Source organism: Microbacterium lushaniae, assembly GCF_008727775.1.
Lineage (GTDB): Bacteria > Actinomycetota > Actinomycetes > Actinomycetales > Microbacteriaceae > Microbacterium > Microbacterium lushaniae.
The window spans coordinates 3,125,972-3,147,794 of sequence record NZ_CP044232.1 but is presented as its reverse complement, the minus strand read 5'-3'; the positions used below and the strand labels follow the sequence as shown (position 1 = coordinate 3,147,794).

Sequence of the window (21,823 nt, the reverse complement as noted above, 5' to 3'; positions counted from 1 at the left end):
ACCGAAGGGGGAGACATGACCTGTTCCGCCGAGCGCCCGGGAGCGACTCTCGCCGTCGAAGCGCGAGTGGGAGGCGACGCGCCATGAGGGCGGTCCTCGTCACGGGAGGCTCCGGCGGGATCGGCGCCGCCGTGGCACGACGATTCGCCGAGGCCGGCGATCGCGTGGCAGTGCACTACGCCAGCAATGAGGCCGGAGCCGAGGAGACTCTCCGCTCCCTCCATGGCACCGGCCATGCGGCCGTGACCGGCGACGTGGGGGTCGCCGACGGCGGGCGCGCCATCGTCGCGGCCGCGATCGAGGCGGTCGGCCCGCTCGATGTCCTCGTGTGCAATGCGGCGGTCGCTCCGGGCGCCACCAATCGCCACGTGATCGGCGAAACCTCGTACGAGGACTGGAGTGCTGCCTTTCAGCAGATGGTGACGGTCAACCTTCTGGGTGCCGCAAATCTGGCGTGGGCGTTCGCGAATCACCTCATCGGTCGCCCCGCCCCTGGCGCCATCGTCAACGTCGGGTCGCGGGGCGCCTTCCGCGGTGAACCCGAATTCCCGGCGTACGCAGCCAGCAAAGCGGGCCTTCACGCGCTCGGCCAGTCGCTGGCGGTCGCTCTGGCTCCGCATGGGATCTCGGTGACATCCATCGCGCCCGGATTCGTGGCGACGCCTCGCCAACTGGCGAAGCTCGACGGAGCCGAGGGCAACGCCCTCCGCGCGCAGAGCCCCTTCGGCCGGGTCGGGACCCCGGAGGAGATCGCCGCCGCGGTGTTCTGGCTCGCCTCCCCGGAGGCAGCGTGGTCATCGGGAGCCATCCTCGACGCCAACGGCGCGTCCTATCTCCGTCCGTAGGGGCGCGACGGGGGTGCGGCGCCCGTAGGAGTGCCGCCACCCTTGCCTGCGTCGGCGGCACACCGCACCGTGAAACCATGTGCGATTCGGTGACGCGGACGCGACCCTGCTACGGGCGCTGCGCCTGGGGAACGCGGGCGAGTGCACGCGCAAGGAATGTTTCGATCCCGTCGACCACTGCCTCGAAGCGTTCGGATGCGAGGAGGTCGAAGCCGTGCTGTGCACCGGGGAGCTCCGCGAGAACGACCGGATTCTTCGACCGGGACTTCAACTGGTGGGCAAGCGCCCGCGCCCCCTCGACGGAGGTGTAGCTGTCCCGGTCGCCGTGCACGAGAAGCACGGGGGGTGCTGCGCTGGCATCGAACCCGAAGGGCGACGAAGGGAGATCCTCAGATTCGCCCCGGCCGTAGTATCTCCCGTAGTAGCCATAGAGCCCGATCGCGACGGCGACGCGGGTGTCGACGTCCTCGAAGCCGGGTTGGAACCGACGTTCGCCGGGGCTCAGGGCGGCGATCAGCGCCAGATGCGCGCCGGCAGAGCTCCCGCAGACGACGAGCGAGGATGGGTCAAGGCCATACCTGACCGAGTTCCGGTGCACCCACGCAATGGCGCGCTTCGCATCGACGAGATGTTCCGGGTACCCGACCTGAGGTCTCAGCCGATAGTTGGCGCTCACCACAACCCAGCCGCGTAGTGCCAGGCGGTACATCAACGCGAGCGATTCCCAGCGCTTATCCCCTCCGAAGTAGCCGCCACCGTGGAGATACAGGAGGACCGGCGATGGTCTCTGTGCGGGAGTACGCAATGCGTAGAGGTCGAGCCGTTGCCCACGCCCGCCTGCGCCGTAGGGCAGGTCCTTGAATCGACGTACGGCCCCAGGACGAATGGGGATCGGCAGCAAGCGAGAACGCCACACCCGGCGCCGTGGCCCGAGGTGCTCTCCCAGCGCGTGGAAGACTGCTCGTCGCGCCTGCAGTACCCGCGCCTGCAATCTCGCGCACCCCACCACGATGGCGCCCGCGGCGAGCAGCGCGACCGCGCCCTGCCATGTCGCCAGAAGATCGTCCCATGCAACCGCGAACGCGGTGACGATGAGGATGTACAGCATCGCCAGCAGCGGGATCTCGTTCACGACCATGCCCAGCAGGTAGCCCAACCGGGCGACAGAGCGCGGCCTCGTCGGCGGAGCTATCGCGAGGCACACCATGACACCTGCGCACGCGAGAGTGATCAGATAACCGTATGGCATCGGCCGCCCTTCAATATGGTTCTACAGATGTAGAGGATTGCGGTACTCTACAGCTGTAGAAGCCGCTGTCAAGAGGACGGACCCGTTGCTGAACACGCCACGCCGTCAACTGCTCGCGTCCGCTGCCGTCGCCACTCTCGCGCTCCAGGGCAGCCGGGGGCTGACGCACCGCGCGGTCGACCGGGCCGCCGGGGTCCCAGACGGCACCACGTCGTACTACTTCCGGTCGCGCGGCGACCTGCTTTCTGCCGCGGCTCACCGCCTCGCGCAGGATGACGTCGTGAAGATCGCGCGGATCCCTGCCGGCTCCGCAGACCAGCTGATCGACTCGCTGGCCTTCGCCGTCAGCGCTGAAGGCAGCGATCGACCGTCGCATGTCGCGCGGCTCGAACTGACCTTGGAAAGCACGAGGCGGCCAGAGCTGCAAACGGCGTTGCGTGAATCCGGCCGAGCAGTACACGAAGCGCTCACGGAGCGTCTGGTGTCCCTCGGAATTTCGGATGCCGCCGCGAAGTCGACCGCTCTTCTCACGATCATGGACGGTCTTCTCCTCGATGCGTTGTCCGGCCCGGACGCGAGAGTGAGGTCCAGCGAGCAGGCTCGAAGTGTGCTCCTTCTCGCTCTTTCCTGAGCGGTCACATCCCCGATCGGGCCCTGCGCGGTGCGTCAGCCGGTAGGCGCCAGGCGACCGAGTCGCTGCTCGAGCGGATGATCCGGTGGTACTCGGAGGCGGTCAGCCCCAGCTCGGCTCGGAAGTCCGCGGCCAGATGAGCATGGTCGGCGTATCCCAGTTCCGCAGCGACCTCGGCCAAGGAACCGGCCGGGCCCTCCCTCACCCGCTGCGCTGCCTCCTGCAGACGGCGGCGGCGAATCATCGCAGCGGGCGACACGCCCACCGTTCGGCGAGTGAGCCGCTGAAATGTCCGGGTCGACACGAGCATCCGCCGCGACGCTTCCTCGACGCGGAGGATGCGGGAATCGCTGAGCAACAAGTCAGACATTTCATTGGCCAGCCGCCCCTCAGCTGTCGTCTTGCCGACACGCGCGATGAGCCACCGCGATAGGGCGTTGGCCGCAGCCTGCTCGTCGGGCATGGCCGCGGCGACCGCCTCGTGCAGGTCAGGTGCGCAGACCTCGACGAAGCCGTCCACCAGCTCAGCGGGCGCTTCGCTGAGCTTCATCAGCGCGGCAGGGCGCAGCACCGCACCCACGGCCCACCCGCTGTCGCGGAGCACGCGCTCCGATGCGCGCGTCGTCGCGCCCCACAGCCTCACTTCCGTCGGTTCAACGACGATGTTCGCCGCGGGATACGCGAGCAGACTCTGATGCGACTCCACACCCGGAGCCAGGTTCCACTGCGGGATCCATAGCCACGCAATCAGTTCGGACGCCTCGGGGTCCGGCGCCAGCCGCGTGAACCGGGGGAGTTGGTGCGGGAAGAGAACACCGCGCGTCGGGTCGATCACGGACGCAGCGTACCCACCCGCGCGTCATGCGGCTCGGTCATGCCGGTGGATCCGGAATCTCGTAGTCCAGCCGAATGCGATGAGTCCCGTCCGACTCCACCCAAAGGGCACCGTCCCCGGATATGCCCCTGAGAGCACCAGTGCCGCTGCCCGGCACGATCCGCAAGTAGTCACTGCGTGAGGGCCCGACCGCTCCCCCCTGCACGGTCGAGGAGTGAACCACGTTGAAGCTGCCCTGCCTGCCGTCCAGTGTTGCCTCGATCGACTCCAGAGCGACGAAGGTACCGGTGTTGGATTCCCCGTCGTATGAGTAGCTGAACTGCGCGATTGCACGGCCCGACAGGGCCCCCGTGAAAGCCTTCCGAATATGCGCGTGACCAGTCGGCAAACCTGTGGTGATCTCGGGAGACCACTCCACCGACTCATAATCCTGGACCTGAAACGTCGATTCAGCGCTCGGCATGCGGCGATTGTAGGAGACGCAACCAGCCGACGTCATCCCAGCGTGAAACGCCGAATGAAGGCGGCTATCTCCGGCCCCGGGAGCTCTACCCTTGCGGCCATGGATCACGAAGCAGCCCAGGATTTCGCCAGCCGCTGGGTCGAGGCGTGGAATGCACACGACCTCGATGGGGTCTTGTCGCACTTCGCTGAGGACGCGATCTTCACTTCGCCTGTAGCTCGCCAGCTTCTCCCTCACACGGAGGGCGTACTGCGTGGGAAGGAAGCGATACGGGCATACTGGCAACTGGGCCTGGAGCGCATTCCCGATCTGCATTTCGATCTGGAAGCCATCTACCTCGGCGTACAAACCGTCGTCATCAACTACCGGAATCACGCGGGGAAACTCGTCAGCGAGGTGCTTGAGTTCGGCTCGGATGGCCTGGTCGTCGCAGGCGCAGGCACGTATTCGACGACGGACGCCACCTCGGCACGCCCCATGCCGCAGTGACTGACACAGCCCTCAAGGGTGCTTCCCAGGCGGCGCTCCAGCCCAGGTTGTCGCGTATTTCCAAGCCGAGCGTCCGGGCGGGCCCGCACAATGACGCGGGTGACCATGCAAAAAAATCCGGCGAGCACTCGGCGTGCGGCGACACTGCGTGGGCAGCTTCTCTTCTTCGCGCTGGCGTGTGCGGTCATCAGCGGAGGATTCTGGATGGCTCTCCCTCTCGTCGGTGGTGCCGTGACGACGTCGCCAGGGATCTGGCTGTACTCGCTCGGTGCGTGCGGTCCGTCATTGGCCGCGCTCCTTGCGGTGCTCCTGCTCAGCCGAGGGGACGTGCCGCGCCGGCGCATCCGGCGTCCATGGGTGTGGGTGCCCGCCGCCTTGGTGCTCGGCGCGCTCCCCGCAGTCGTCAGCGCGGTGATCGTCTCCGGCGGTCGACTCGGCGCGCACGCCGGCGAGACGATCACCTCGATGGGCGGCTTGCTCCCGTTCATCGCGATTTTCCTGCTCACCGGGCCCATCGCCGAAGAGTTCGGTTGGCGCGGGTACGTTCAGCCGCGCCTGCGCATGCGGCTGGGAGTGCTGCCTACCGCCGCCGTGTTGGGGGCGACGTGGGCCGTCTGGCACTTACCGCTCTTCCTGTTGGCCGGCACCGGTCAGCATGCGATGGGGCTCTTCACGCCGCGCGCCGGCGTGTACCTCCTGACGATGGTCCCGTTATCGGTGTTGTTTCTCTTCGTGTCCGAGTGGCTGTCTGGGGGAGTATGGGCAGCGATCGTTCTCCACTTCGCCGGTAACGCGACGGGCGCACTGCTGCCGCAGGCGAATCTCGCCGGCGGGCTCGCTCAACTGGGCGTGGTGGTCGCTCTGGCCTGCGGGTGTCTGTGGGCGTGGCGAAGGATTCCGCCGCGATCGGCGACTCGATCGACGGACTCGCATTTTGTGCCAGTCGGCGGCTAGCCGTGATCCCGGACGAGCGAAACGAGTCCCTGCACGTTCCTCGCGCGGACCGACGCGTGCGAATCGCAGCTCAGGTCAAGCCGCAACATGCCGAGTACGACGAGATTCGTCGCGCGCTGGCCGCCGCCGAGGAGACCGGCGTGGATGTGGTGTTCACCTGGGACCACTTCTTTCCGCTATCCGGCGACCCCGATGGCGCCCACTTCGAGGCATGGACGATGCTGGCAGCGTGGGCCGAGTCCACCGAACGCGCGGAGCTCGGCGTACTCGTCTCGTCCAACAGCTACCGAAATCCTCGGTTGTTGGCGGACATGGCCCGCACCGTCGACCACATCAGCGACCGCGGTGCTGGTGGGCGTCTCATCCTCGGCATCGGCGCAGGCTGGGCAGAGCGGGACCATGTCGAGTACGGCTACGCCTTCGGCACCCCGGGAGATCGGCTGCGCAAGCTGGATGCTGACGTCGCCACCATCCGGGACCGGTGGGGGAAGCTCAACCCCGCGCCGACTCGGCAGATCCCGGTCCTGATCGGTGGGGGCGGCGAGAAGGTCACCCTGCGGATCGCTGCGCGGCACGCCGATGTCTGGCACGGATTCGGCGACGTGGGAGCGATCGCTCACAAGCACGCGGTACTGGACGGTTGGTGTCATCAGATTGGCCGCGATCCGGCTGACATCGAGAGATCGGCGGGAGTGAGTCCCAAGCCCGGGCGGTTCGCCGAGGACGTTGACGACTATCCCGCAAACGCGGAAGCGCTCTTCACCGTTGGGACCCGCTTGTTCACCGTCGGTCTCGAGGCGCCCCGTTGGGATCTGGGACCTCTCCGCGACCTCGTTGCGTGGCGCGATGACCGTAACCGATCTCGTGGATAGATCGTGCGCACGGTCGACGCACCCCTCGTTGTCGATCAGCGGGAAAGGCGCGGGGCTCCTCGCGATGGCGATCACCCAGATCGTCGCGTGGGGTGCGCTGTACTACGCCGTTCTCGTAGCCGCGCCAGCGATCGCCGGCGACACCGGTTGGACTGATCGGGAAGTGTTCCTGGCGATCACCGCGGGGCTCCTGTCATCCGCCGTCTGCGCGATCGCCGTGGGTCGCTGGCTGGATCGGCATCCGCGTCGCGTCATGGTTTCGGGCGCCGTGCTCGGCACTCTTGCGATGCTTGGCGCAGCGGCCTCCCAGAACATCTGGACCTTCGCGGCAGCGTGGATCGTATGCGGTGCGGCTCAAGCCGCGGTGCTCTACCAGGCCGCCTTCACGGTCATCACCCACCGTTACCGGTCGGACCGTCGCGGACCCCTCACGCTGGTAACCCTCGCGGGTGGACTCGCATCGACCATCTTTGCGCCGCTTACGGGATGGCTCGTCGTCGAGGTGGGTTGGCGGGTCGCGTTTGCGATCCTGGCTGTGATCCTCGCCGGCGTGCTGGTCCCGGTGTACTTCCTCACGGTGGAGCGCGTGTGGCCCCACCTGGAAGCGTCGGCCGCGACGAACGGCGCTTCGCGACGGGCGCTGCAATCGACGAGGTTCTGGCTGCTCACGGTCGCGCTCGCCCTGCTCTCGTTCTCGCTGGGCGCGGCGACACTGTCCGCGGTCCCGGCTTCCGTGGAGAAGGGGCTCGATCTCCCATCCGCATCCTGGGTGTTGGGGCTCATCGGTGCAGGGCAAATCCTCGGGCGAGTGCTCTACCTGGCGGTCCCGCACCGGTCCGCCCCTTGGATCGCACCGGCGGTCGTTGGTGCGCTGGGCGCTGCATCCCTCGCCGGCTATGCCGTCGCCCGCGAACCCGGATGGATTTTCGCCGCCGCCATCCTTGCCGGTGCCGTTCGCGGCGCATTCACTCTTGTTCAGGCGTCAGCTGTTTCGGACCGTTGGGGCACGACCGCTTACGGGCGATTGAACGGGATGCTGGCTGCGCCGATCTCCGCCCTCACGGCCCTCGCCCCCGGCGCCGCTGCGGTACTCGCCGGTCTCTGGGGCTCCTACCAAGCGGTGAGTCTTTCCATGGCCGCCATCTGCCTGGCAGGGGGGTTGCTCGTCGTCCGGCGATGACGTCTGATGCCCGCGGGTCGGGAACGACCGAAGCACCTCCCGCGGAGCCCCATCCCAGGAAAGTGGCCCGGTCGGCACCGACTGTGGATCGCCCATCGTGCGTTCAGTACACTGTCGCCCAGGCGCATCCCACGCCCAACCTCCTGACCGGTTCCCCGCGCGGATCGGCGATGCGGAGGCAAAGGGGACTTCGTGAGCCTCGGGATGGAGCAGGTCTGGTCGTCGACACAGAACGGTTGCACGGTCTGAAGCGCGGGCGAGGATCGCGAGGGCAACCGGGGAACCTGGTCATGACCGGACAGAAGCAACTCAAGGCACGTATCCGCGAACGGATGGCGAGGACCGGCGAGCGGTACGCGTCCGCTCGGGCGAAGTTCGTCACCGACAGCGCCGTCGAAGCCGACCACGGCTGGGCGCTTCGCGGGGGAACCGATCCCGACGCGTCCAGCCTCGCGAAGGTGCTCGCACACCGCGGCGTGGTCGGCGTGGACGGCCCGCTCTCGGAGGCGCTGCTCTTCGGGATCGCGGGCGGCATCGGCGCCGGCTACATCCTGTGGGAATTCCAGGAACACAATGAGATCCACCTCGTCCTCGGCTTCGGGCACTCGTGGAACCACCTGGAACGCCGAGCGGTCCCCGCGCTTTCCCGCCTGGGAGTGGAAGCCGATTTCACCCGCACAGGGGGTGAAAAGGCCGCATCGGCGTTGCTGTCGAGGGAACTCGCGGCAGGCAATCCGAGCATCGTCTGGCCGGACCGATACCGGATCGGCTACTGGAACCTGCCCGCCCACCTCGACGGGCACGGCGGGCATCCCGCCGTCGCGTACGCAGAAGCCGATGGCCGGGTGCATCTCGACGACCGAAACCTCCGCCCGCTCACGGTGCAGCGCCACGTGCTCGACGATGCGAGGTCACGGGTCGGGTCATACAAGCACGCGATGCTGGTGGTGCGCGCGAGGGATGTCGTCCTCACCGAGGATCGTGTCGAGTCGGCGGTTCTCGAGGGGCTGTCCGTCGTGATCGATCATCTGTCCTCCGCGTCGACGAGCTTCTCGCTGCCCGCGTGGCAGAAGTGGTCGAAGCTGATCGTGGACGACAGGGCGAAGAAGGGATGGCCGACGGTCTTCTCCGGTGGCACTGACCTGCTCAATGGGCTCGCAGGAACCTGGGATGCGATCGCTCCGGTGAACGCATCGGGTGGTCATCTGCGCGGGCTGTTCGGTGACTTCCTGGCGGAGGCGGGACAGTTGCTGCGACGTCCGCAGATTGAACAGGAGGCCAGCAGATGGCGGGAGATCGGCGACATGTGGCAGGACCTGGCCGATACGGCACTGCCGCAGGGTGACGCCCTCTTCGACGACGTGCGCGAGCTCACGGCCGGCGTCGCCGAGTCGTTGGCGCGGGGCGACGACGGCAGCGAGCAGAGAAGTGATGCGGCGCTGCGTAGATGGAAGCTTTTCGAAGCGAACCGCGACCTGCCGGACTACGACTCCGCGGCGACGTTCGAAGCCATGAGCGTGAGACTCGCGGAGATCTTCCGCGCGGAAGCGGCCGGCATCGCGCGGCTTCGAGAACTGACCACCTCGTCCCGCTGAGGGGCCCCCGCTCCGTCGTTCACTCCGTCACGCCGGACCTCACGCGGCCTTGATGTACCCGTTCGGGTTCAGCACGTACTTCTTCGCCGCTCCCTGGTCGAATTCGGCGTAACCGCGGGGCGCGTCCTCGAGCGAGATCGGTGTCGCGTTCACGGCCCGGGCGATCTGCACCTTGTCGTGCAGGATCGCCATCATCAGCTGACGGTTATACCGCATGACCGGGCACTGGCCCGTCGTGAACGACAGCGACTTGGCCCAGCCGAGGCCCAGTTGCAGCGACAGCGAACCGACCTTGGCCGCCTCGTCGATCCCGCCCGGGTCTCCTGTCACGTACAGTCCCGGGATGCCGAGCGCGCCGCCGGCGGCGGTGATGTCCATGAGCGAGTTGAGCACGGTGGCAGGCGCCTCGTGCGACGCATCGGATCCGTGCCCGCGCGCTTCGAAGCCGACGGCGTCGACCGCGGAGTCGACCTCGGGGACGCCGAGGATCTGCTCGATCTGCTCCTTCGGATCGCCCTGGGAGACATCGACCGTCTCGCAGCCGAACGAGCGGGCCTGGGCGAGGCGATCCTCGTTGAGGTCGCCGACGATGACGACCGCAGCGCCCAGCAGTTGCGCGCCGACGGCGGCCGCCAGGCCCACCGGGCCGGCACCGGCGATGTAGACCGTGGAACCGGGGCGGACCCCCGCGGTCACGGCGCCGTGGAAGCCGGTGGGGAAGATATCGGAGAGCATCGTCAGGTCCAGGATCTTCTCCAGGGCCTGCTCGCGGTCCGGGAACTTCAGCAGATTCCAGTCGGCGTACGGCACGAGCACGTACTCGGCCTGCCCGCCCACCCAGCCGCCCATGTCGACGTAGCCGTACGCGCTGCCCGGCCGGTCGGGATTGACGTTCAGGCAGATGCCGGTCTTGCCCTCCTTGCAGTTACGGCAGCGGCCGCACGCGATGTTGAACGGCACCGACACGATGTCGCCCACGTTGATGAACTCGACGTCCGGGCCGGTCTCGACGACCTCGCCCGTGATCTCATGACCCAGCACGAGCCCCGCGGGTGCGGTGGTGCGCCCGCGCACCATGTGTTGGTCCGACCCGCAGATGTTCGTCGCGACCGTTCGCAGGATGACGCCATGCGGCACCTTCCGACCGATGTTGGCCGGGTTCACGCCCGGTCCGTCCTTCAGCTCGAACTCCGGATACGCGGTGTCGGTCACCTCGACGAGACCAGGGCCCTTGTAGGCGACAGCCTTGTTACCTGACATTCGATCTCTCCTTCTGTTGTCCCTCGCCGGTCCGCCCGGCCCGCGAGTCGGTTCATCGCCGTGTACCGGTGCCAGGGAGCGAACAGAACTCCGCGTCCGCGAAAGCCCGGTGCCCGTGTACGGCGATCATCTCGTCCGTCGCGGGGGGAGCGGTGTGGTCATCGTCCTCGTATGCGGGTGGGGGCGTGAGGGGGTTGTCGCGCATCGGAGTGTGTGCAGTGGAAATGCCTCCCCCGGCCCATCCGCGTAGGTCATCGGATGCAGCTACCGCACTGGGTGATTCGGCGTCGGTCGGCTGCATACTCAGATTCCCCCGAAGCTGAGCGATCACAGGGTGCACCTTGCGCCTTCGGCAGGCAACGTGAGATCGATCAGGTAGTCGGCGACAGCCTGGTCAACGCAGGGGCTGATGCCCTGCAGCGCGATCGTGTGACGTTCGCCTTCGACGGTCAGCAGGGCTGACCCGAGAGACTCGGCGAGGCTGACGCCACCGTCATACGGAGTGCTGGGGTCTCCGGTGATCGAGATGACCAGCGTGTCCGGCAGACCGGATATGTCCTGGGCGTAAGGGAACCCCAGGGTGGGATCGGCAGGCCACGCCTCGCATGCATGGCGCGTGCTGCCGGCGAAGTCTTCCCCGGAATCCAGCCAGGGACTCGTCGCAGCGACCTGCGCACGCAGGTCGGTCTCAGCAGCCGGCGTGCGACGCTCCTCGTCCATGCAGTTGATCGCGAAGTTCGCGTCGAGGAACGTGGACCAGACGCCGTCGCTCCCGCGCCCGGTATAGAGATCATTGAGGGCGAGCAGCTGGTCTGCGCGGCCCTCATTCTTCAGCTGCGCGATGCCTGCGATCGCTGCATCCCACCCCTCCCGCGTGTACAGGCTGGCCCCGACTCCACCGATGACCTGATCGAAGTCGGCCGTGCGGCCGTCGCCCGCCGGCGCGGGTTGGTGCACGAGGGGGTGAACCAGCTGCTGGAATGCCCGTGTCGCCTGGCCCGGGTCAGTGCCGAGCGGGCAATCCGCACTCTCCGCGCAGTACGCGGCGAGCTGCTCGAATGATCGCTGGAACCCGGCCAAGGTCGCGATCCGTTGCCCTTCCCCGTCCGCACGTGGGTCGACAGCCCCATCGAGCACCATCGCTCGGACGTTCTCCGGGAACTGTTCGGCGTAGACGGCGCCCAGGCGGGTTCCGTAACTCATGCCGAAGAAGGTGAGCTTCTCATCGCCGAGGACCGCGCGCAGCACATCGATATCTCGAGCGGCATCCCGCGTCCCCACGGCGGCCAGGACCTCCTCGCCACCGGACGCTTCCGCGCACTTCTCGACGAGAGCGGCGGTGTCCTCCTCCGTCCACGTGCCAGACGCGCCGACCAGGGTCGTCTTCGCCTCACCGGCATCGCGTTCCGCGTCAGAGAAGCACCGGATCGACGGCGTCGACGCGCCCACGCCCCGCGGGTCGAAGCCGACCAGGTCGAATCTCTGCAAGACCGGGGATTCCGCGAGCCTGAGGCTGAGGGCGGCCGCGATGAGCATTCCGGATTCCCCCGGTCCGCCCGGGTTGATGACAAGCGACCCGAGGCGCTCCTCCGGGGACCCCTGCGCGGGAACACGCAGCACACCGATGCGCATGCGCTCCTCCGATGGGGCGGTGTAGTCCATCGGCACTTCGAGGTGAGCGCACTCCAGGGATTCGGACGCGAACAGCGCAGACGCGGTCTCCGTCTGCGCGAATTCCGCGCAGAGGCCGAAGTCGATTCCCTGTCCGTAGAACCGGTCCAGTGCAGGCGACGCGCTCGAGTTCGGCGCGGGAGGTGAGACGGCTGTGCATGCGCTGAGCAGGATCGCTGCAGCCGCTGCTGCGCCCAGCGCGGCCAGGCGGCGGATTTGTCGTCGGGTCGATCGATCTGTGCGGGTCATGTGCCCATCGAAGAGTCTGTTCCCGCAACAGGGTCAAGCGCTTCCGGCCAGATCGCCCCGCCACGGTCATCGCCGGGTGTCCCGCGTCAGCGGGGGTTCACGCGCAGTGTCGTCTGCTTCGAAAGTGCGGTGGTGATCGCCCGGGTCGCAGATCCCGTGCCGTATTTGGCGGCGTACGCGGCATCGATAGCGGCGTCGTGCGAGGAGTCGAGGGTGTAGGTCACCGGCCGGGTCTCACCATCCCAGCTGAGGAACCCCTCGAAGTGCCTCGCGACGCCCTGGTACCACTGTGCCCGCGGACCTTTCACGGAGCGCAGATACAGCTGACCGTCGACGACGACCTGCCAGACGATCACGGGAGTTCGTGACGTGCCATCGGCGTGGCGACCGGCGACGCGCACTTCGCCGATCCTGTCGAGCTGGCGAAGCTCCTCGGCGGTCCACTCGCTCACCGGATCTTCTCTCCGCCGCCGCCGCCGCTGGCGACGACGTCGCTGCACTGACCCATGTCGTTGACCGTAGGCGGCGGTCCGTGATCGCGGCAGGGTCTGTCCGTACCTCACGTTTCCGGCTGCTGCGTCGTCTGGTGGATGTGAACACACATTTCCGCCGCATCCTCCTCGCCTTCACCGTCGTCCTCGGCCTCTACGCCGGGATCTGGGCGCAGTTCTTCCCGACCGAGTTCTACGCGTCGTTCCCCGGATTCGGCCTGCACTGGGTCGACGTCGACGGCCCCTACAACGAGCACCTCATCCGCGACGTGGGGAGCTTCTACCTCGCCCTGACCGCGGTGAGCGTGTTCGCGATCATCCACCGCAGCGCTCTGCCGGGGCGGCTGGCCGGTGTCGCGTGGGCGGTGTTCGGGATCCTGCACTTCGGCTATCACCTGGTGCACCTGGAGGGCTCCGCGCTCGATGTCATCGGGAACGTCGTGAGCCTCGGATTCAGTGCCGCCCTCGGCATCCTCCTGGCCCTGCCGTCGCGCCGCGGGGGCGCGGGGACCGCGGCATGAGCAGCGGCTGACGGCCCGCGCCTGTCCGCCCCGGTCCGGAGGCGGCCACCACCCGAACTCCGCAAAACAGCCCGCGGGAACCGGTTGCGATTGGCGTCGGCGGGCAATTCCGTGCCTGTCTTGAGGAGTTCGGTCGGGCGGAGGCGGCGGATCAGCCGGTCGGATGATGCGCGAGGGGAAGTTCGAGGGGCGGGGAGCGCCGCACGACAGACATCGGTCGCGCCTGGCGCCGGCGTCTGCCGCGGGGCGCCGGTCACGTGGAACACTGAACCATGGCCCACATCGTCCGCCCCGCCACAGGGTCGGATGGCACCTCCCCGTCGTTCCTCGCCGGACTCGCGGCACAGCTCTCCCGCGTGGAGAAGTTCAAGGATGCCGTGGACCCGGCCGCGGTGCGGCGGGGGAGCCGCGTCGTCACCGAGTTCTTCCGCCGGCGCACGGACGAGCTCCGTCAAGCCGCCGGCCTGCCGGCAGGACCCGGAAGCTCCGCCGTGGGCAGGCGCCTCGCCGCCGAAGAAGGCGCCCGTGCGCGCGACGTGCCGCTTCCGGTGTACTCCTACTGGAACACCGGTGTGGACGATGCTCCCGATATCGTCCGCGCGTGCGTCACGCAGCTCCAGCGGCTGCACGTCGACGTGCGGATGCTGGATGCGGTCAGCGTGCGTCGGCTGATCGACATCCCCCCGCGCATCCAGTCCGTGCTCGAGCGCGACCATCCCGCCCATTTCGCCGACTACGTGCGGGTGGCGCTCCTGGAACGCCACGGCGGGATCTGGGTCGATGCGACCTGCTGGGTGCCTCGTCCCCTCGGCGACGTCATCCGTCCGCTCCTGGGCGCCGGCGTGCTGTACCCGCGCTGGGCGACGGGACAGATCGGCAACTGGTTCATCGCATCCACCCCCGGCTCACTCGTCATCCGGCTGCAGCGCGCCGCGCTGGAGATGTGGTGGGCGGAGCGCGATGACCTGCCCGACTACTTCCTCTACCACCGGATCTTCGAGGCCCTGCGCGCCCTGATCCCCGAGTTCCGGGGGCAGTGGGCCGAGGCCGCCCACCTCTCCAGTGCGGCCAGCCATGTGCTGCAGTTGAGCATGATGCAGCCCTGGTCTCCCGAGGTGGCAGGAGTGATCGACGACATCTCGATCGTGCAGAAGCTCAGCTACAAATACGATCCGGCATCCGTCCCGGGCGACTCCATCCTCCAGCACCTTCTCACGACGCGCCGCCTGACGTGAGGGGGCGGGGTCGGGCATACGCTGCCCCTGTCTGTCTCCAGATAATCCATCCGCACCCCCGTAGCCGCAGAGAGGACACAGCATGTCTTTCATCGAGCTTCTCACCGCCCTCAACGCAGGCGAGACCATCACCGGCGGCTCGCCCGCCCATGCCACGATGATCGAAACCAGCCAGGAAGCCCTCCGTATCGCCGGCGAGCTCAACACGGGATACCACGAACCCGCGGAGGTACGGGAACTCCTCGCACAGCTGATCGCGCGCCCCGTCGACGAGTCCGTCACGCTTTTCCATCCCTTCACCGCGGACTTCGGCAAGAACATCTCGCTCGGTAAGCGCATCTTCATCAACTCCGGCTGCCGGTTCCAGGATCAAGGTGGGATCGCGATCGGTGACGATTGCCTCATCGGCCACAACGCCGTGATCGCCACCCTTCAGCACGACATCCACCCCGCGCGACGCGGCGACCTCATTCCCTCACCGGTGGTCATCGGCCGCAACGTATGGCTCGGCGCGAACGTCACGGTGCTGCCCGGAGTCACCATCGGCGACGACGCCGTCATCGGCGCCGGATCTGTCGTCACGAAGGACATCCCCGCCGCATCCATCGCCGTGGGCTCGCCAGCGCGCGTCGTGCGCATGATCAGCGAGTAGCGAGGTCGAGGTCGCCCCCTCAGCCGACCGCGCACATGACGTACTGACCGCACCCGCGCCGGCCCCAAGCCCTCTGGTCGCCGAGCGTCGGTTCGGGGAGGAGCCCCGGCATGTCGCGTGGGGCGGGGCCGGGCATACGCTGTGGATGTCGTCAACCGAAGGGCCCGCCATGTCTTCCCACCCCGACCACTCGTCCGAGGAGCACGTTCCCGGCCCCGGCGAGCCGACGATCCCCGAACTCGAGGTGGATGAGACGCAGGCGCCGCGACCGGAGGAGGAGATCGCCGACCTTCTCCGCGCCGAACCCGACACCGAGGATCACAGCCCGCACGCCGAGTGAGGGCGCGCGTCGGGCTCGGTCGCGTCCTATCCGCCGGCGCTCGCCCGCTCCGCGATCTGCGCCCGCAGCCCCGCGACCAGGGTCTCGAGGCTGAACGACCACGCCAGGGTGGGGTCGTGATCCTGGAGGGCGTGGAACTGCGGAAAGCTCTCGAGTGGGAGATCTTCCATGACCGTCTCCGGGAGCTCGTCCCTGGCGCTCATGCTGCGCTCGGCGCCCACCCCGAGCGTGGCGAAAACCGCTGCCTTCACGGCGCTGTAGGCGTCGCCGGCTGACAGTCCCGCTCGGGCGAACGCGGCCATGGCGACCTCGAACGAGGCGGCGGCGCGAGCACCCTGCACGGGTCGGCGCGAAAGGGCGGCGAAGGCGCCGGGGTGCCGCGTGGCCAGATCGCTCATCGCCGCGAAGAAGGTGCGGACCCACTCCTCCCAGTCCACGGGGGTCACGGGGAGATGCGCTTGGTCGAGCAGGACGTCGACGATCCCGTCGGTGATGGCGTCCCGCGTCTCCACGTGGTTGTAGAGGGAGGTGACGTGAACGCCCAGGTCGGCGGCGATCCGGCGCAGGGTCACCGCATCCAGACCGTCGCGGTCGGCCATGGCGACCGCGCAGTCCAGGATCCGTTTTCGCGTCAGCCCCGCCACCCGATGAGCATAACGCTGTTGACAGCGCTACCTACACTGTAGGTATGATGCACCTACAGTGTAGGTCAGGGATGAAGGAGAACCGGATGTTCGCGTCACACGAGCTGGAGCAGAAGCTCACCGAGCTGATCACGAAGCACAACGTTCCCGGCGCCCAGCTGGCCGTCCTGGACGGCGACGCGGTGACCGAGGTCGCCGCCGGCGTGCTGAGCACGCGTACGGGTCTGGCCACGACACCGGATGCGCTCTTCCTCCCCGGCTCCATCGGCAAGCTCTACACCGCGACGCTGGTCATGATGCTGGTCGAGGAGGGCACGCTCGACCTGGACACCCCGATCCGCACCTACCTGCCCGGCTTCGAAGTCGCCGACCCGCGAGCCCGCGACACGGTGACCCCGCGCGACCTCCTGACCCACACGAGCGGTTTCGACGGCGACCACTTCACCGATACCGGACGTGGCGACGACGCGCTCGCCGCCTATGTCGCCGGATGCGCCGAGCTGCCGCAGATCGCGGCGCCCGGCGAGATCTGGAGCTACAGCAACAGTGGGTATTCCATTCTCGGGCGGATCGTCGAGGTCCAGATGGGGATGACCTTCGAGCAGGCGCTGCAGGAGCGCATCTTCGCGCCGCTCGCACTCGAGCACACCGTGTCCTTCGCCGAGGACGCGATCGTCCACCCCGCCGCCGTGGGGCACATCCCCGACCCCGACGACCCCGAGTCGCAGATCGTGAGCCCGACATGGGGCCTGTGGCGCGCGTTCGGGCCGATGGGGTCGGCCGTCGTGGCATCCGCCGGCGATGTGCTCGAGTTCGTGAGGCTGCACCTCGACGGCGGGGTGGCGCCGGATGGCACCCGGCTGCTGGACGCGGGACTGGCTGCGAGCATGCTCGAGCAGCAGGTGGAACTGGTCGATGACTCGGTGCTCGGGAAGGGCTGGGGCCTGGGCTGGATCCTGGATCAGTGGGGTGATGTCACCGTCATCGGCCACGACGGCAACTCCATCGGGCAGAACGCCTTCATGCGGGTCGCTCCCGAGCAGCGGTTCGGTTTCTGCCTGCAGACCAACGTGGAAAGCGCGCTGAACATGTACCGGGAGCTGGCCGATTGGCTCTTCGGGCGACGGCTCGGGGTGGGGCCGCGACCGGACCCCGCGACCGTCGAAGACTCGCGCGTGGCGGCGACGGATCGTTACGTCGGCACCTACGCGCGCGAAGGGCTGAGCCTGCAGGTCTCGGCCGACGTGGAGGGGCGTCTGCTGGCCACCGTGACGCCCTCGCACGGGGTGGCTCAGGACCAGGGCTGGCCGCCGATGGTGGATCTGCCCCTGCAGCCGGTCACGCGGGAGGACTCGTTCCTGCTGGACCTCCCCATCTCCGACGCCGCCCTGCTCGCCGTGTTCTTCAATCCGGCCGATGCCGACGGTCTCCCCACCTACCTCCACTTCGGGGGACGGGCCCACCGACGCGTGGACACGGGGAGCTGACCGCGGCACCGGCGGAACAACCCGCCGTGACAGCGCGTTGGATGTTCGCGCGCGGGGATCTCGCGTCGTCGGCACGCCACAGCAAGGAGAACCCGTCATGACCACCATCGCTGTCCTCGGCGCCGGCCAGGCGGGAAGCACCTTCGCCCGCGTGGCCATCGCAGCGGGGTACGACATCGTCATCGCCAACTCACGGGGTCCACAGACGCTGAAGGACCTGGTCGCGCAGCTCGGACCTCGGGCGCGCGCGGCGACGGCGGCGGATGCGGCGGCGGAGGGCGACTTCGCGTTCGCCGCGTTCCGGTATGCCCCGCACGACAGCCTGCCGGTCGAGGAGCTCGCCGGAAAGGTCGTCCTCGACAACAACAACTACATGATCTGGCGCGACGGCAACCATCCCGAGGTGGACTCCGGCCTGAAGACGGTGCACGAACTGCGGCAGGAGCAGCTGCCCACGTCCAAGGTCGCGAAGGCGTTCTCGCACATCCAGTTCCACCCGCGCTTCCAGATCCGCGTTCCCAGCGACGCGCTGCCCGCGCTGATCCGGCTCGCCCGGCCGGCGGGCGCGCCCGATCGCACGGCGCTCGTCGTCTCCAGCGACCACCCCGATGCGGTCGGACTCGTCACCGGCTTGTATGACGAGCTCGGCTTCGACGCGGTCGACAACAGTCCGCTGAGTGAATCGTGGCGCAGTGCGCCCGGCACGCCCATGTGGCGCCACATCGTCGACGGACAGAGCCGGGAGGAGCTCATCCGCAATCTTCAGCGCGCTGCGCGTCACACGCCCGCTGGTTGAGCCGTTCTCGCCGGATCCGGCGCAGTGCTGGTGGAATTATGTTCCGGTCGGTACGGTTCTATTCCGCACAGAACCCAGCAGAGGAGCCATCATGCTCGACAGCGCCCACCAGGTCATCGCCGGAGCCGTCCTCCTGACCGTCATCGGAGTCGCCTACGGCGGTCGATTCGTGTTCACCGGTGTGGCGGGGAGGTTCCCCGCCAACGGCCTTCAGAAGTCGTTCTTCCGCGCCGGCCACGCTCACGCCGGCGTGCTCGTGCTCCTCGGTCTCGTGACCATGCTGCTCGTGGAGACGAGCGAGGTACCCGAACCCTTCGCGACGATGTCGCTGGCCGTCTTCGTGGCGGCGATCCTGATGCCGACCGGATTCTTCGTCTCGGTGATCGGCAAGGACCCCGTTCGGCCGAACCGGGCCATCGCTCTGCTCTGGATCGGAGCCGGCGTGCTCGTGCTCGGACTGCTCTCGGCCGGGATCGGCCTCATCGTCGCGGGATTGACGCCGTGACAGAACCACTGGGCGCCGTCCCGAGACCGGACCACTGGCATCGCCCTCTTCTGGTCTTCGCCGTGGCGATGGTCGCTCTCGCCGTCGGGGCGGCGCTCATGGCCGTCATCGATCAGCGCACGGTGACGGGGGCGGGGGTGTGGCTGAAGCCCCTGAAGTTCGCGGTGTCGGGTGCTCTGTACACCGTGACTCTCGCCTGGTTCATCGGCCAGGTGCAGCGCGGGCGCCGCATCGCCGATCGCGCCGGCACGTGGGTGGCGATAGCGCTCTCGGTGGAGATCCTGCTCATCTTCGCGCTGGCCGGGGCCGCGCAATCCAGCCACTTCAACATATCGACGCCGTTCCACACCGTCGTGTGGGGCATCATGGCAGCGTCGATCGCTCTGGTGTGGGTGATGACCCTGCTCATCGCGATCGCCGTCGTCCGAAATCCGGGGCGCGACCGCGCCCGCACCCTCGCGGCCGGGTCGGGAATCATCCTGGCCCTGGTCGGCATGGGGCTGGGGTTTCTGATGACGCTGCCGACGGCCGCTCAGATCGACGATTTCCAGGGCGTCGTCGGCGCGCACGCCGTCGGCGTGCCGGACGGCGGCCCCGGGCTTGCGCTGCTGGGCTGGAGCACCGTGGGCGGAGATCTCCGCATTCCCCATTTCCTCGGGATGCACGCCCTCCAGGCCATCCCGCTGGCGCTTCTGGCCCTCGAGATCCTCGGCCGGTGGGTGCCCGTGCTGTCCCTGCCGCGCGCGCGGTACCGCGTGCTGATGATCGTGGTGATCGGGTTCGCCGCGACCCTCGCCAACGTCACGGTGCAGGCCCTCATCGGGCAGTCCATCGTCCACCCCCGCGGCGCCGTCCTGGTGGCAGGAGTCGCGATCGCCGTGATCGGGGTGGGGGCGACCGCCGTGGTGCTGCACCGTGAGGCCCACGTGCGCCCGGGACCGCTCCGCGCAAAAGTACAGTGAGGGGATGTCGAGGTCACCAGGAGCCGCGGTCGGCCGCCCGAGAGAATTCGACACGGATGACGCGCTGGACAACGCGATGAGGACGTTCTGGCAGCGGGGTTACGAGGGATCGAGCCTGACGGATCTCACCGGCGCCATGGGCATCACCAAGACCAGCATGTACGCGGCGTTCGGCAACAAAGAGCAGCTCTTCCGAAAGGCGTTGGACCGATACCTCCAAGGGCCCTCCGCCTACGAGATGGAGGCGCTGCGGGAGCCGACCGCGCGGGCGGTCGCGGAGGGGTTCCTTCGCGGGGTTCTCGATACGACGACCCGCCCCGACAGTCCGCAGGGATGCCTGACGGTGCAGGGCGCGCTGGCGGCCAGTGACGGCGCACGGCCCGCGCATGAGATTCTCCTGAAGGTGCGAAGCGAAGCGGGGGACCGTCTCGCGGAGCGATTCCAGCGTGCCGTCGACGAGGGCGACCTCCCCGCGGACGCCGACGCCGACGGGCTGGCCCGGTACATCATGACCGTGGTGTTCGGCCTCGCCGTCCAGGCGGCCAACGGGGTCGCCCGTGAGGATCTCGACCGAGTAGTCGATGCGACGCTTCACGCGTGGCCGATGTAGCGCTGGCCGCCCGCATCAGCCGTAGAGGGCTCGGTCCGTTTCCTTTTGCGCGGTCTGCGGTTCGCTGATGATGTAGAGACCGCTCGGGGAGTTGGCCGCTGTGGTGAGCGCTTCCAGCCACGCCCGGTTGATCTGCGGCTGCCGGTTGCCGCTGAACTTGAAGATCAGCGAGGCCTCGGGGTGAATCCACAAGGAGGTGCGGCCGCTGCCCAGACTGACGTCGTCTTTCCACGTGAAGAAGAACGGCTCGCCTCGGCGGAGCTTGGTGCCGATGACGATCTGGAGGTGGGCGAGCAGCCGGTCTTCGAAGGTGGCGCTGATTTGGGTGTTGTAGGAGAACTTGCCCATCATGGCTCCCTGTTCCTGCGCGTCCGGCGCGCGAGGTCTGTGTGTCTGGTCATGAGGCTGCGCGATGAGGCTCGTGTCAGTAGTCGAAGAAGCCGCCGAACGGAGCGTCGTCGTCTCCGGTGTCTCGTGCATCGAATTGGACGGTCTGAACCGAGATGACAACCTCCGTGCGGGGCGAGACGAGAACTGACACCGCGCGGTTGCCGACGACGATGAACTCGACGAACCGGCCACCAGAGCGCGAAGCATCCTCGATCTCGCGGCGCAATTCGCTCACGTCGTGGCCCTGGGCCAGCAGGTAGCTCTCGCCGTTGACCACTATTTCGGTCCGCACCATCGTCGTCATATCGGTCACGTGACCACGCTAGATCAGAGCCGCCATCTCGTGCCCAGCCTTGCGTCGACACCCGGGTCTATGTCAGGCCCCACCCGCGCCGCGGACTGTCAACCCCCGCACGCTTCCTCGTGGTTGCCCACACAGTAGGCCGCGTGAAGCACCTGACTTTCGCAGACAAGACGATGTTCGTGGACGATGAGACGGCAGATTGTGTCACCGAGTACGCCGCGCTCCTGGGCACGGAGCACCTCGCCGACACCGTCACCGTCACCGTGATGGGTCCGGACGGCAATCAGAGCGAGGCAACGCTTCTGCTCAACTCCGCGACGAACCTGATCGCGGAGACCACCAACTTCGACGCGCGGATGGCTGATAACACGGAAGCCGTGGCATACATGCGGAAGCGGATCGGCGAGCTTCGCAACCCTCCGTCGCCTGCATTCGATGAGAGACCGCACCTCGTAGATCTGGACGAGGACGACATCGCCTGAGTGCCTCGCCCGGGAGGGAAGTCCCGGTGCGGGGTGGGACGAGCCATGTGACGGAACCCTGGGCGTATGCTCGCGGCATCGGATCGTCGCGGAGTGACGCGGGTTCACGGC

General features: G+C 67.9%; 26 protein-coding genes. 17 read left to right on the top strand and 9 right to left on the bottom strand.

What is annotated here, in order from left to right; all coding sequences use genetic code 11:
- Nucleotides 1-83 precede the first annotated feature (83 nt).
- Nucleotides 84-845: an SDR family NAD(P)-dependent oxidoreductase gene (locus F6J85_RS15240; protein WP_150926326.1), complete on the top strand. Its 762-nt coding sequence runs from the start codon at nt 84-86 to the stop codon at nt 843-845.
- A 109-nt stretch (nt 846-954) separates the two neighbouring features.
- Here F6J85_RS15240 and F6J85_RS15235 read toward each other — a convergent pair whose 3' ends face one another.
- On the bottom strand, nt 955-1,983 hold the full coding sequence (locus F6J85_RS15235; RefSeq protein WP_202980838.1) for an alpha/beta hydrolase: 1,029 nt from the start codon (nt 1,981-1,983) through the stop codon (nt 955-957).
- 196 nt (nt 1,984-2,179) lie between these two features.
- On the opposite strand from F6J85_RS15235, the gene F6J85_RS15230 reads away from it, so the two are divergent.
- Entirely contained in the window at nt 2,180-2,725 is a 546-nt protein-coding gene (locus F6J85_RS15230) for a TetR/AcrR family transcriptional regulator (protein WP_150926324.1), read from the top strand.
- 4 nt (nt 2,726-2,729) lie between these two features.
- Here the strand turns inward: F6J85_RS15230 and F6J85_RS15225 are convergent, their stop codons facing one another.
- Entirely contained in the window at nt 2,730-3,560 is an 831-nt protein-coding gene (locus tag F6J85_RS15225) for a helix-turn-helix domain-containing protein (protein WP_150926322.1), read from the bottom strand.
- Nucleotides 3,561-3,597: 37 nt separating this feature from the next.
- Nucleotides 3,598-4,023, bottom strand: a complete 426-nt coding sequence (locus F6J85_RS15220) for a DUF3224 domain-containing protein (protein WP_150926320.1) — start codon at nt 4,021-4,023, stop codon at nt 3,598-3,600.
- 99 nt (nt 4,024-4,122) lie between these two features.
- Here F6J85_RS15220 and F6J85_RS15215 point away from each other — a divergent pair, with 99 nt between their 5' ends.
- From F6J85_RS15215 to F6J85_RS15195, 5 genes are all read left to right on the top strand, one after another.
- On the top strand, nt 4,123-4,512 hold the full coding sequence (locus F6J85_RS15215; RefSeq protein WP_150926318.1) for a nuclear transport factor 2 family protein: 390 nt from the start codon (nt 4,123-4,125) through the stop codon (nt 4,510-4,512).
- A gap of 105 nt (nt 4,513-4,617) precedes the next feature.
- The gene (locus F6J85_RS15210; protein WP_238707134.1) at nt 4,618-5,466 is read left to right on the top strand and encodes a CPBP family intramembrane glutamic endopeptidase; all 849 of its coding nucleotides are present in this window, start codon (nt 4,618-4,620) and stop codon (nt 5,464-5,466) included.
- Nucleotides 5,467-5,495: 29 nt separating this feature from the next.
- The gene (locus F6J85_RS15205; protein ID WP_150927500.1) at nt 5,496-6,338 is read left to right on the top strand and encodes an LLM class F420-dependent oxidoreductase; all 843 of its coding nucleotides are present in this window, start codon (nt 5,496-5,498) and stop codon (nt 6,336-6,338) included.
- 64 nt (nt 6,339-6,402) lie between these two features.
- On the top strand, nt 6,403-7,518 hold the full coding sequence (locus F6J85_RS15200) for an MFS transporter (protein ID WP_191906646.1): 1,116 nt from the start codon (nt 6,403-6,405) through the stop codon (nt 7,516-7,518).
- A gap of 290 nt (nt 7,519-7,808) precedes the next feature.
- Nucleotides 7,809-9,113 carry a BtrH N-terminal domain-containing protein gene (locus F6J85_RS15195; protein ID WP_191906645.1) on the top strand — a complete coding sequence of 435 codons (1,305 nt, stop codon included), beginning with the start codon at nt 7,809-7,811 and terminating at the stop codon, nt 9,111-9,113.
- Between the two features lie 39 nt (nt 9,114-9,152).
- Here the strand turns inward: F6J85_RS15195 and fdhA are convergent, their stop codons facing one another.
- From fdhA to F6J85_RS15180, 3 genes are all read right to left on the bottom strand, one after another.
- Complete coding sequence (gene fdhA / locus F6J85_RS15190; protein ID WP_150926311.1) at nt 9,153-10,373, bottom strand: formaldehyde dehydrogenase, glutathione-independent; 1,221 nt, start codon at nt 10,371-10,373, stop codon at nt 9,153-9,155.
- Between the two features lie 327 nt (nt 10,374-10,700).
- On the bottom strand, nt 10,701-12,293 hold the full coding sequence (locus tag F6J85_RS15185; RefSeq protein WP_150926309.1) for an alpha/beta hydrolase: 1,593 nt from the start codon (nt 12,291-12,293) through the stop codon (nt 10,701-10,703).
- A gap of 86 nt (nt 12,294-12,379) precedes the next feature.
- Nucleotides 12,380-12,745, bottom strand: a complete 366-nt coding sequence (locus F6J85_RS15180) for a DUF2255 family protein (RefSeq protein WP_191906644.1) — start codon at nt 12,743-12,745, stop codon at nt 12,380-12,382.
- Between the two features lie 140 nt (nt 12,746-12,885).
- Between F6J85_RS15180 and F6J85_RS15175 the strand changes: the two genes are divergently transcribed.
- The 4 genes from F6J85_RS15175 to F6J85_RS17770 all read left to right on the top strand — a co-directional run bounded on the left by F6J85_RS15175 (nt 12,886) and on the right by F6J85_RS17770 (nt 15,532).
- Nucleotides 12,886-13,305 carry a hypothetical protein gene (locus F6J85_RS15175; protein WP_238706978.1) on the top strand — a complete coding sequence of 140 codons (420 nt, stop codon included), beginning with the start codon at nt 12,886-12,888 and terminating at the stop codon, nt 13,303-13,305.
- A gap of 272 nt (nt 13,306-13,577) precedes the next feature.
- Nucleotides 13,578-14,540 (top strand): capsular polysaccharide synthesis protein, encoded by a 963-nt coding sequence (locus F6J85_RS15170; protein WP_150926305.1) that lies wholly within the window; start codon nt 13,578-13,580, stop codon nt 14,538-14,540.
- Between the two features lie 82 nt (nt 14,541-14,622).
- Nucleotides 14,623-15,192, top strand: a complete 570-nt coding sequence (locus F6J85_RS15165; protein ID WP_150926303.1) for a sugar O-acetyltransferase — start codon at nt 14,623-14,625, stop codon at nt 15,190-15,192.
- Between the two features lie 169 nt (nt 15,193-15,361).
- Complete coding sequence (locus F6J85_RS17770; RefSeq protein WP_191906643.1) at nt 15,362-15,532, top strand: hypothetical protein; 171 nt, start codon at nt 15,362-15,364, stop codon at nt 15,530-15,532.
- A gap of 26 nt (nt 15,533-15,558) precedes the next feature.
- On the opposite strand, the gene F6J85_RS15160 is transcribed toward F6J85_RS17770, so the two are convergent.
- Nucleotides 15,559-16,176, bottom strand: coding sequence for a TetR family transcriptional regulator (locus F6J85_RS15160; RefSeq protein WP_275094050.1), 618 nt, complete (start codon nt 16,174-16,176; stop codon nt 15,559-15,561).
- An 86-nt stretch (nt 16,177-16,262) separates the two neighbouring features.
- On the opposite strand from F6J85_RS15160, the gene F6J85_RS15155 reads away from it, so the two are divergent.
- The 5 genes from F6J85_RS15155 to F6J85_RS15135 all read left to right on the top strand — a co-directional run bounded on the left by F6J85_RS15155 (nt 16,263) and on the right by F6J85_RS15135 (nt 20,536).
- Entirely contained in the window at nt 16,263-17,663 is a 1,401-nt protein-coding gene (locus tag F6J85_RS15155; RefSeq protein WP_191906642.1) for a serine hydrolase domain-containing protein, read from the top strand.
- Between the two features lie 97 nt (nt 17,664-17,760).
- Complete coding sequence (locus F6J85_RS15150; protein ID WP_150926298.1) at nt 17,761-18,459, top strand: NADPH-dependent F420 reductase; 699 nt, start codon at nt 17,761-17,763, stop codon at nt 18,457-18,459.
- 91 nt (nt 18,460-18,550) lie between these two features.
- A complete protein-coding gene (locus F6J85_RS15145) occupies nt 18,551-18,964 on the top strand; it encodes a hypothetical protein (RefSeq protein ID WP_150926296.1) in 414 nt (137 codons plus the stop codon).
- Entirely contained in the window at nt 18,961-19,926 is a 966-nt protein-coding gene (locus F6J85_RS15140; protein WP_150926294.1) for a hypothetical protein, read from the top strand. Before F6J85_RS15145 ends, F6J85_RS15140 begins: the two co-directional genes overlap by 4 nt.
- A 4-nt stretch (nt 19,927-19,930) precedes the next feature.
- Nucleotides 19,931-20,536 (top strand): TetR/AcrR family transcriptional regulator, encoded by a 606-nt coding sequence (locus F6J85_RS15135; RefSeq protein ID WP_150926292.1) that lies wholly within the window; start codon nt 19,931-19,933, stop codon nt 20,534-20,536.
- Nucleotides 20,537-20,551: 15 nt separating this feature from the next.
- On the opposite strand, the gene F6J85_RS15130 is transcribed toward F6J85_RS15135, so the two are convergent.
- Together F6J85_RS15130 and F6J85_RS15125 are read right to left on the bottom strand one after the other, a co-directional pair.
- A complete protein-coding gene (locus tag F6J85_RS15130) occupies nt 20,552-20,884 on the bottom strand; it encodes a DUF7882 family protein (RefSeq protein WP_150919729.1) in 333 nt (110 codons plus the stop codon).
- 76 nt (nt 20,885-20,960) lie between these two features.
- Complete coding sequence (locus F6J85_RS15125) at nt 20,961-21,230, bottom strand: hypothetical protein (RefSeq protein WP_150927493.1); 270 nt, start codon at nt 21,228-21,230, stop codon at nt 20,961-20,963.
- Nucleotides 21,231-21,373: 143 nt separating this feature from the next.
- Here F6J85_RS15125 and F6J85_RS15120 point away from each other — a divergent pair, with 143 nt between their 5' ends.
- Nucleotides 21,374-21,712: a hypothetical protein gene (locus F6J85_RS15120; RefSeq protein ID WP_150919701.1), complete on the top strand. Its 339-nt coding sequence runs from the start codon at nt 21,374-21,376 to the stop codon at nt 21,710-21,712.
- Nucleotides 21,713-21,823: the final 111 nt, after the last annotated feature.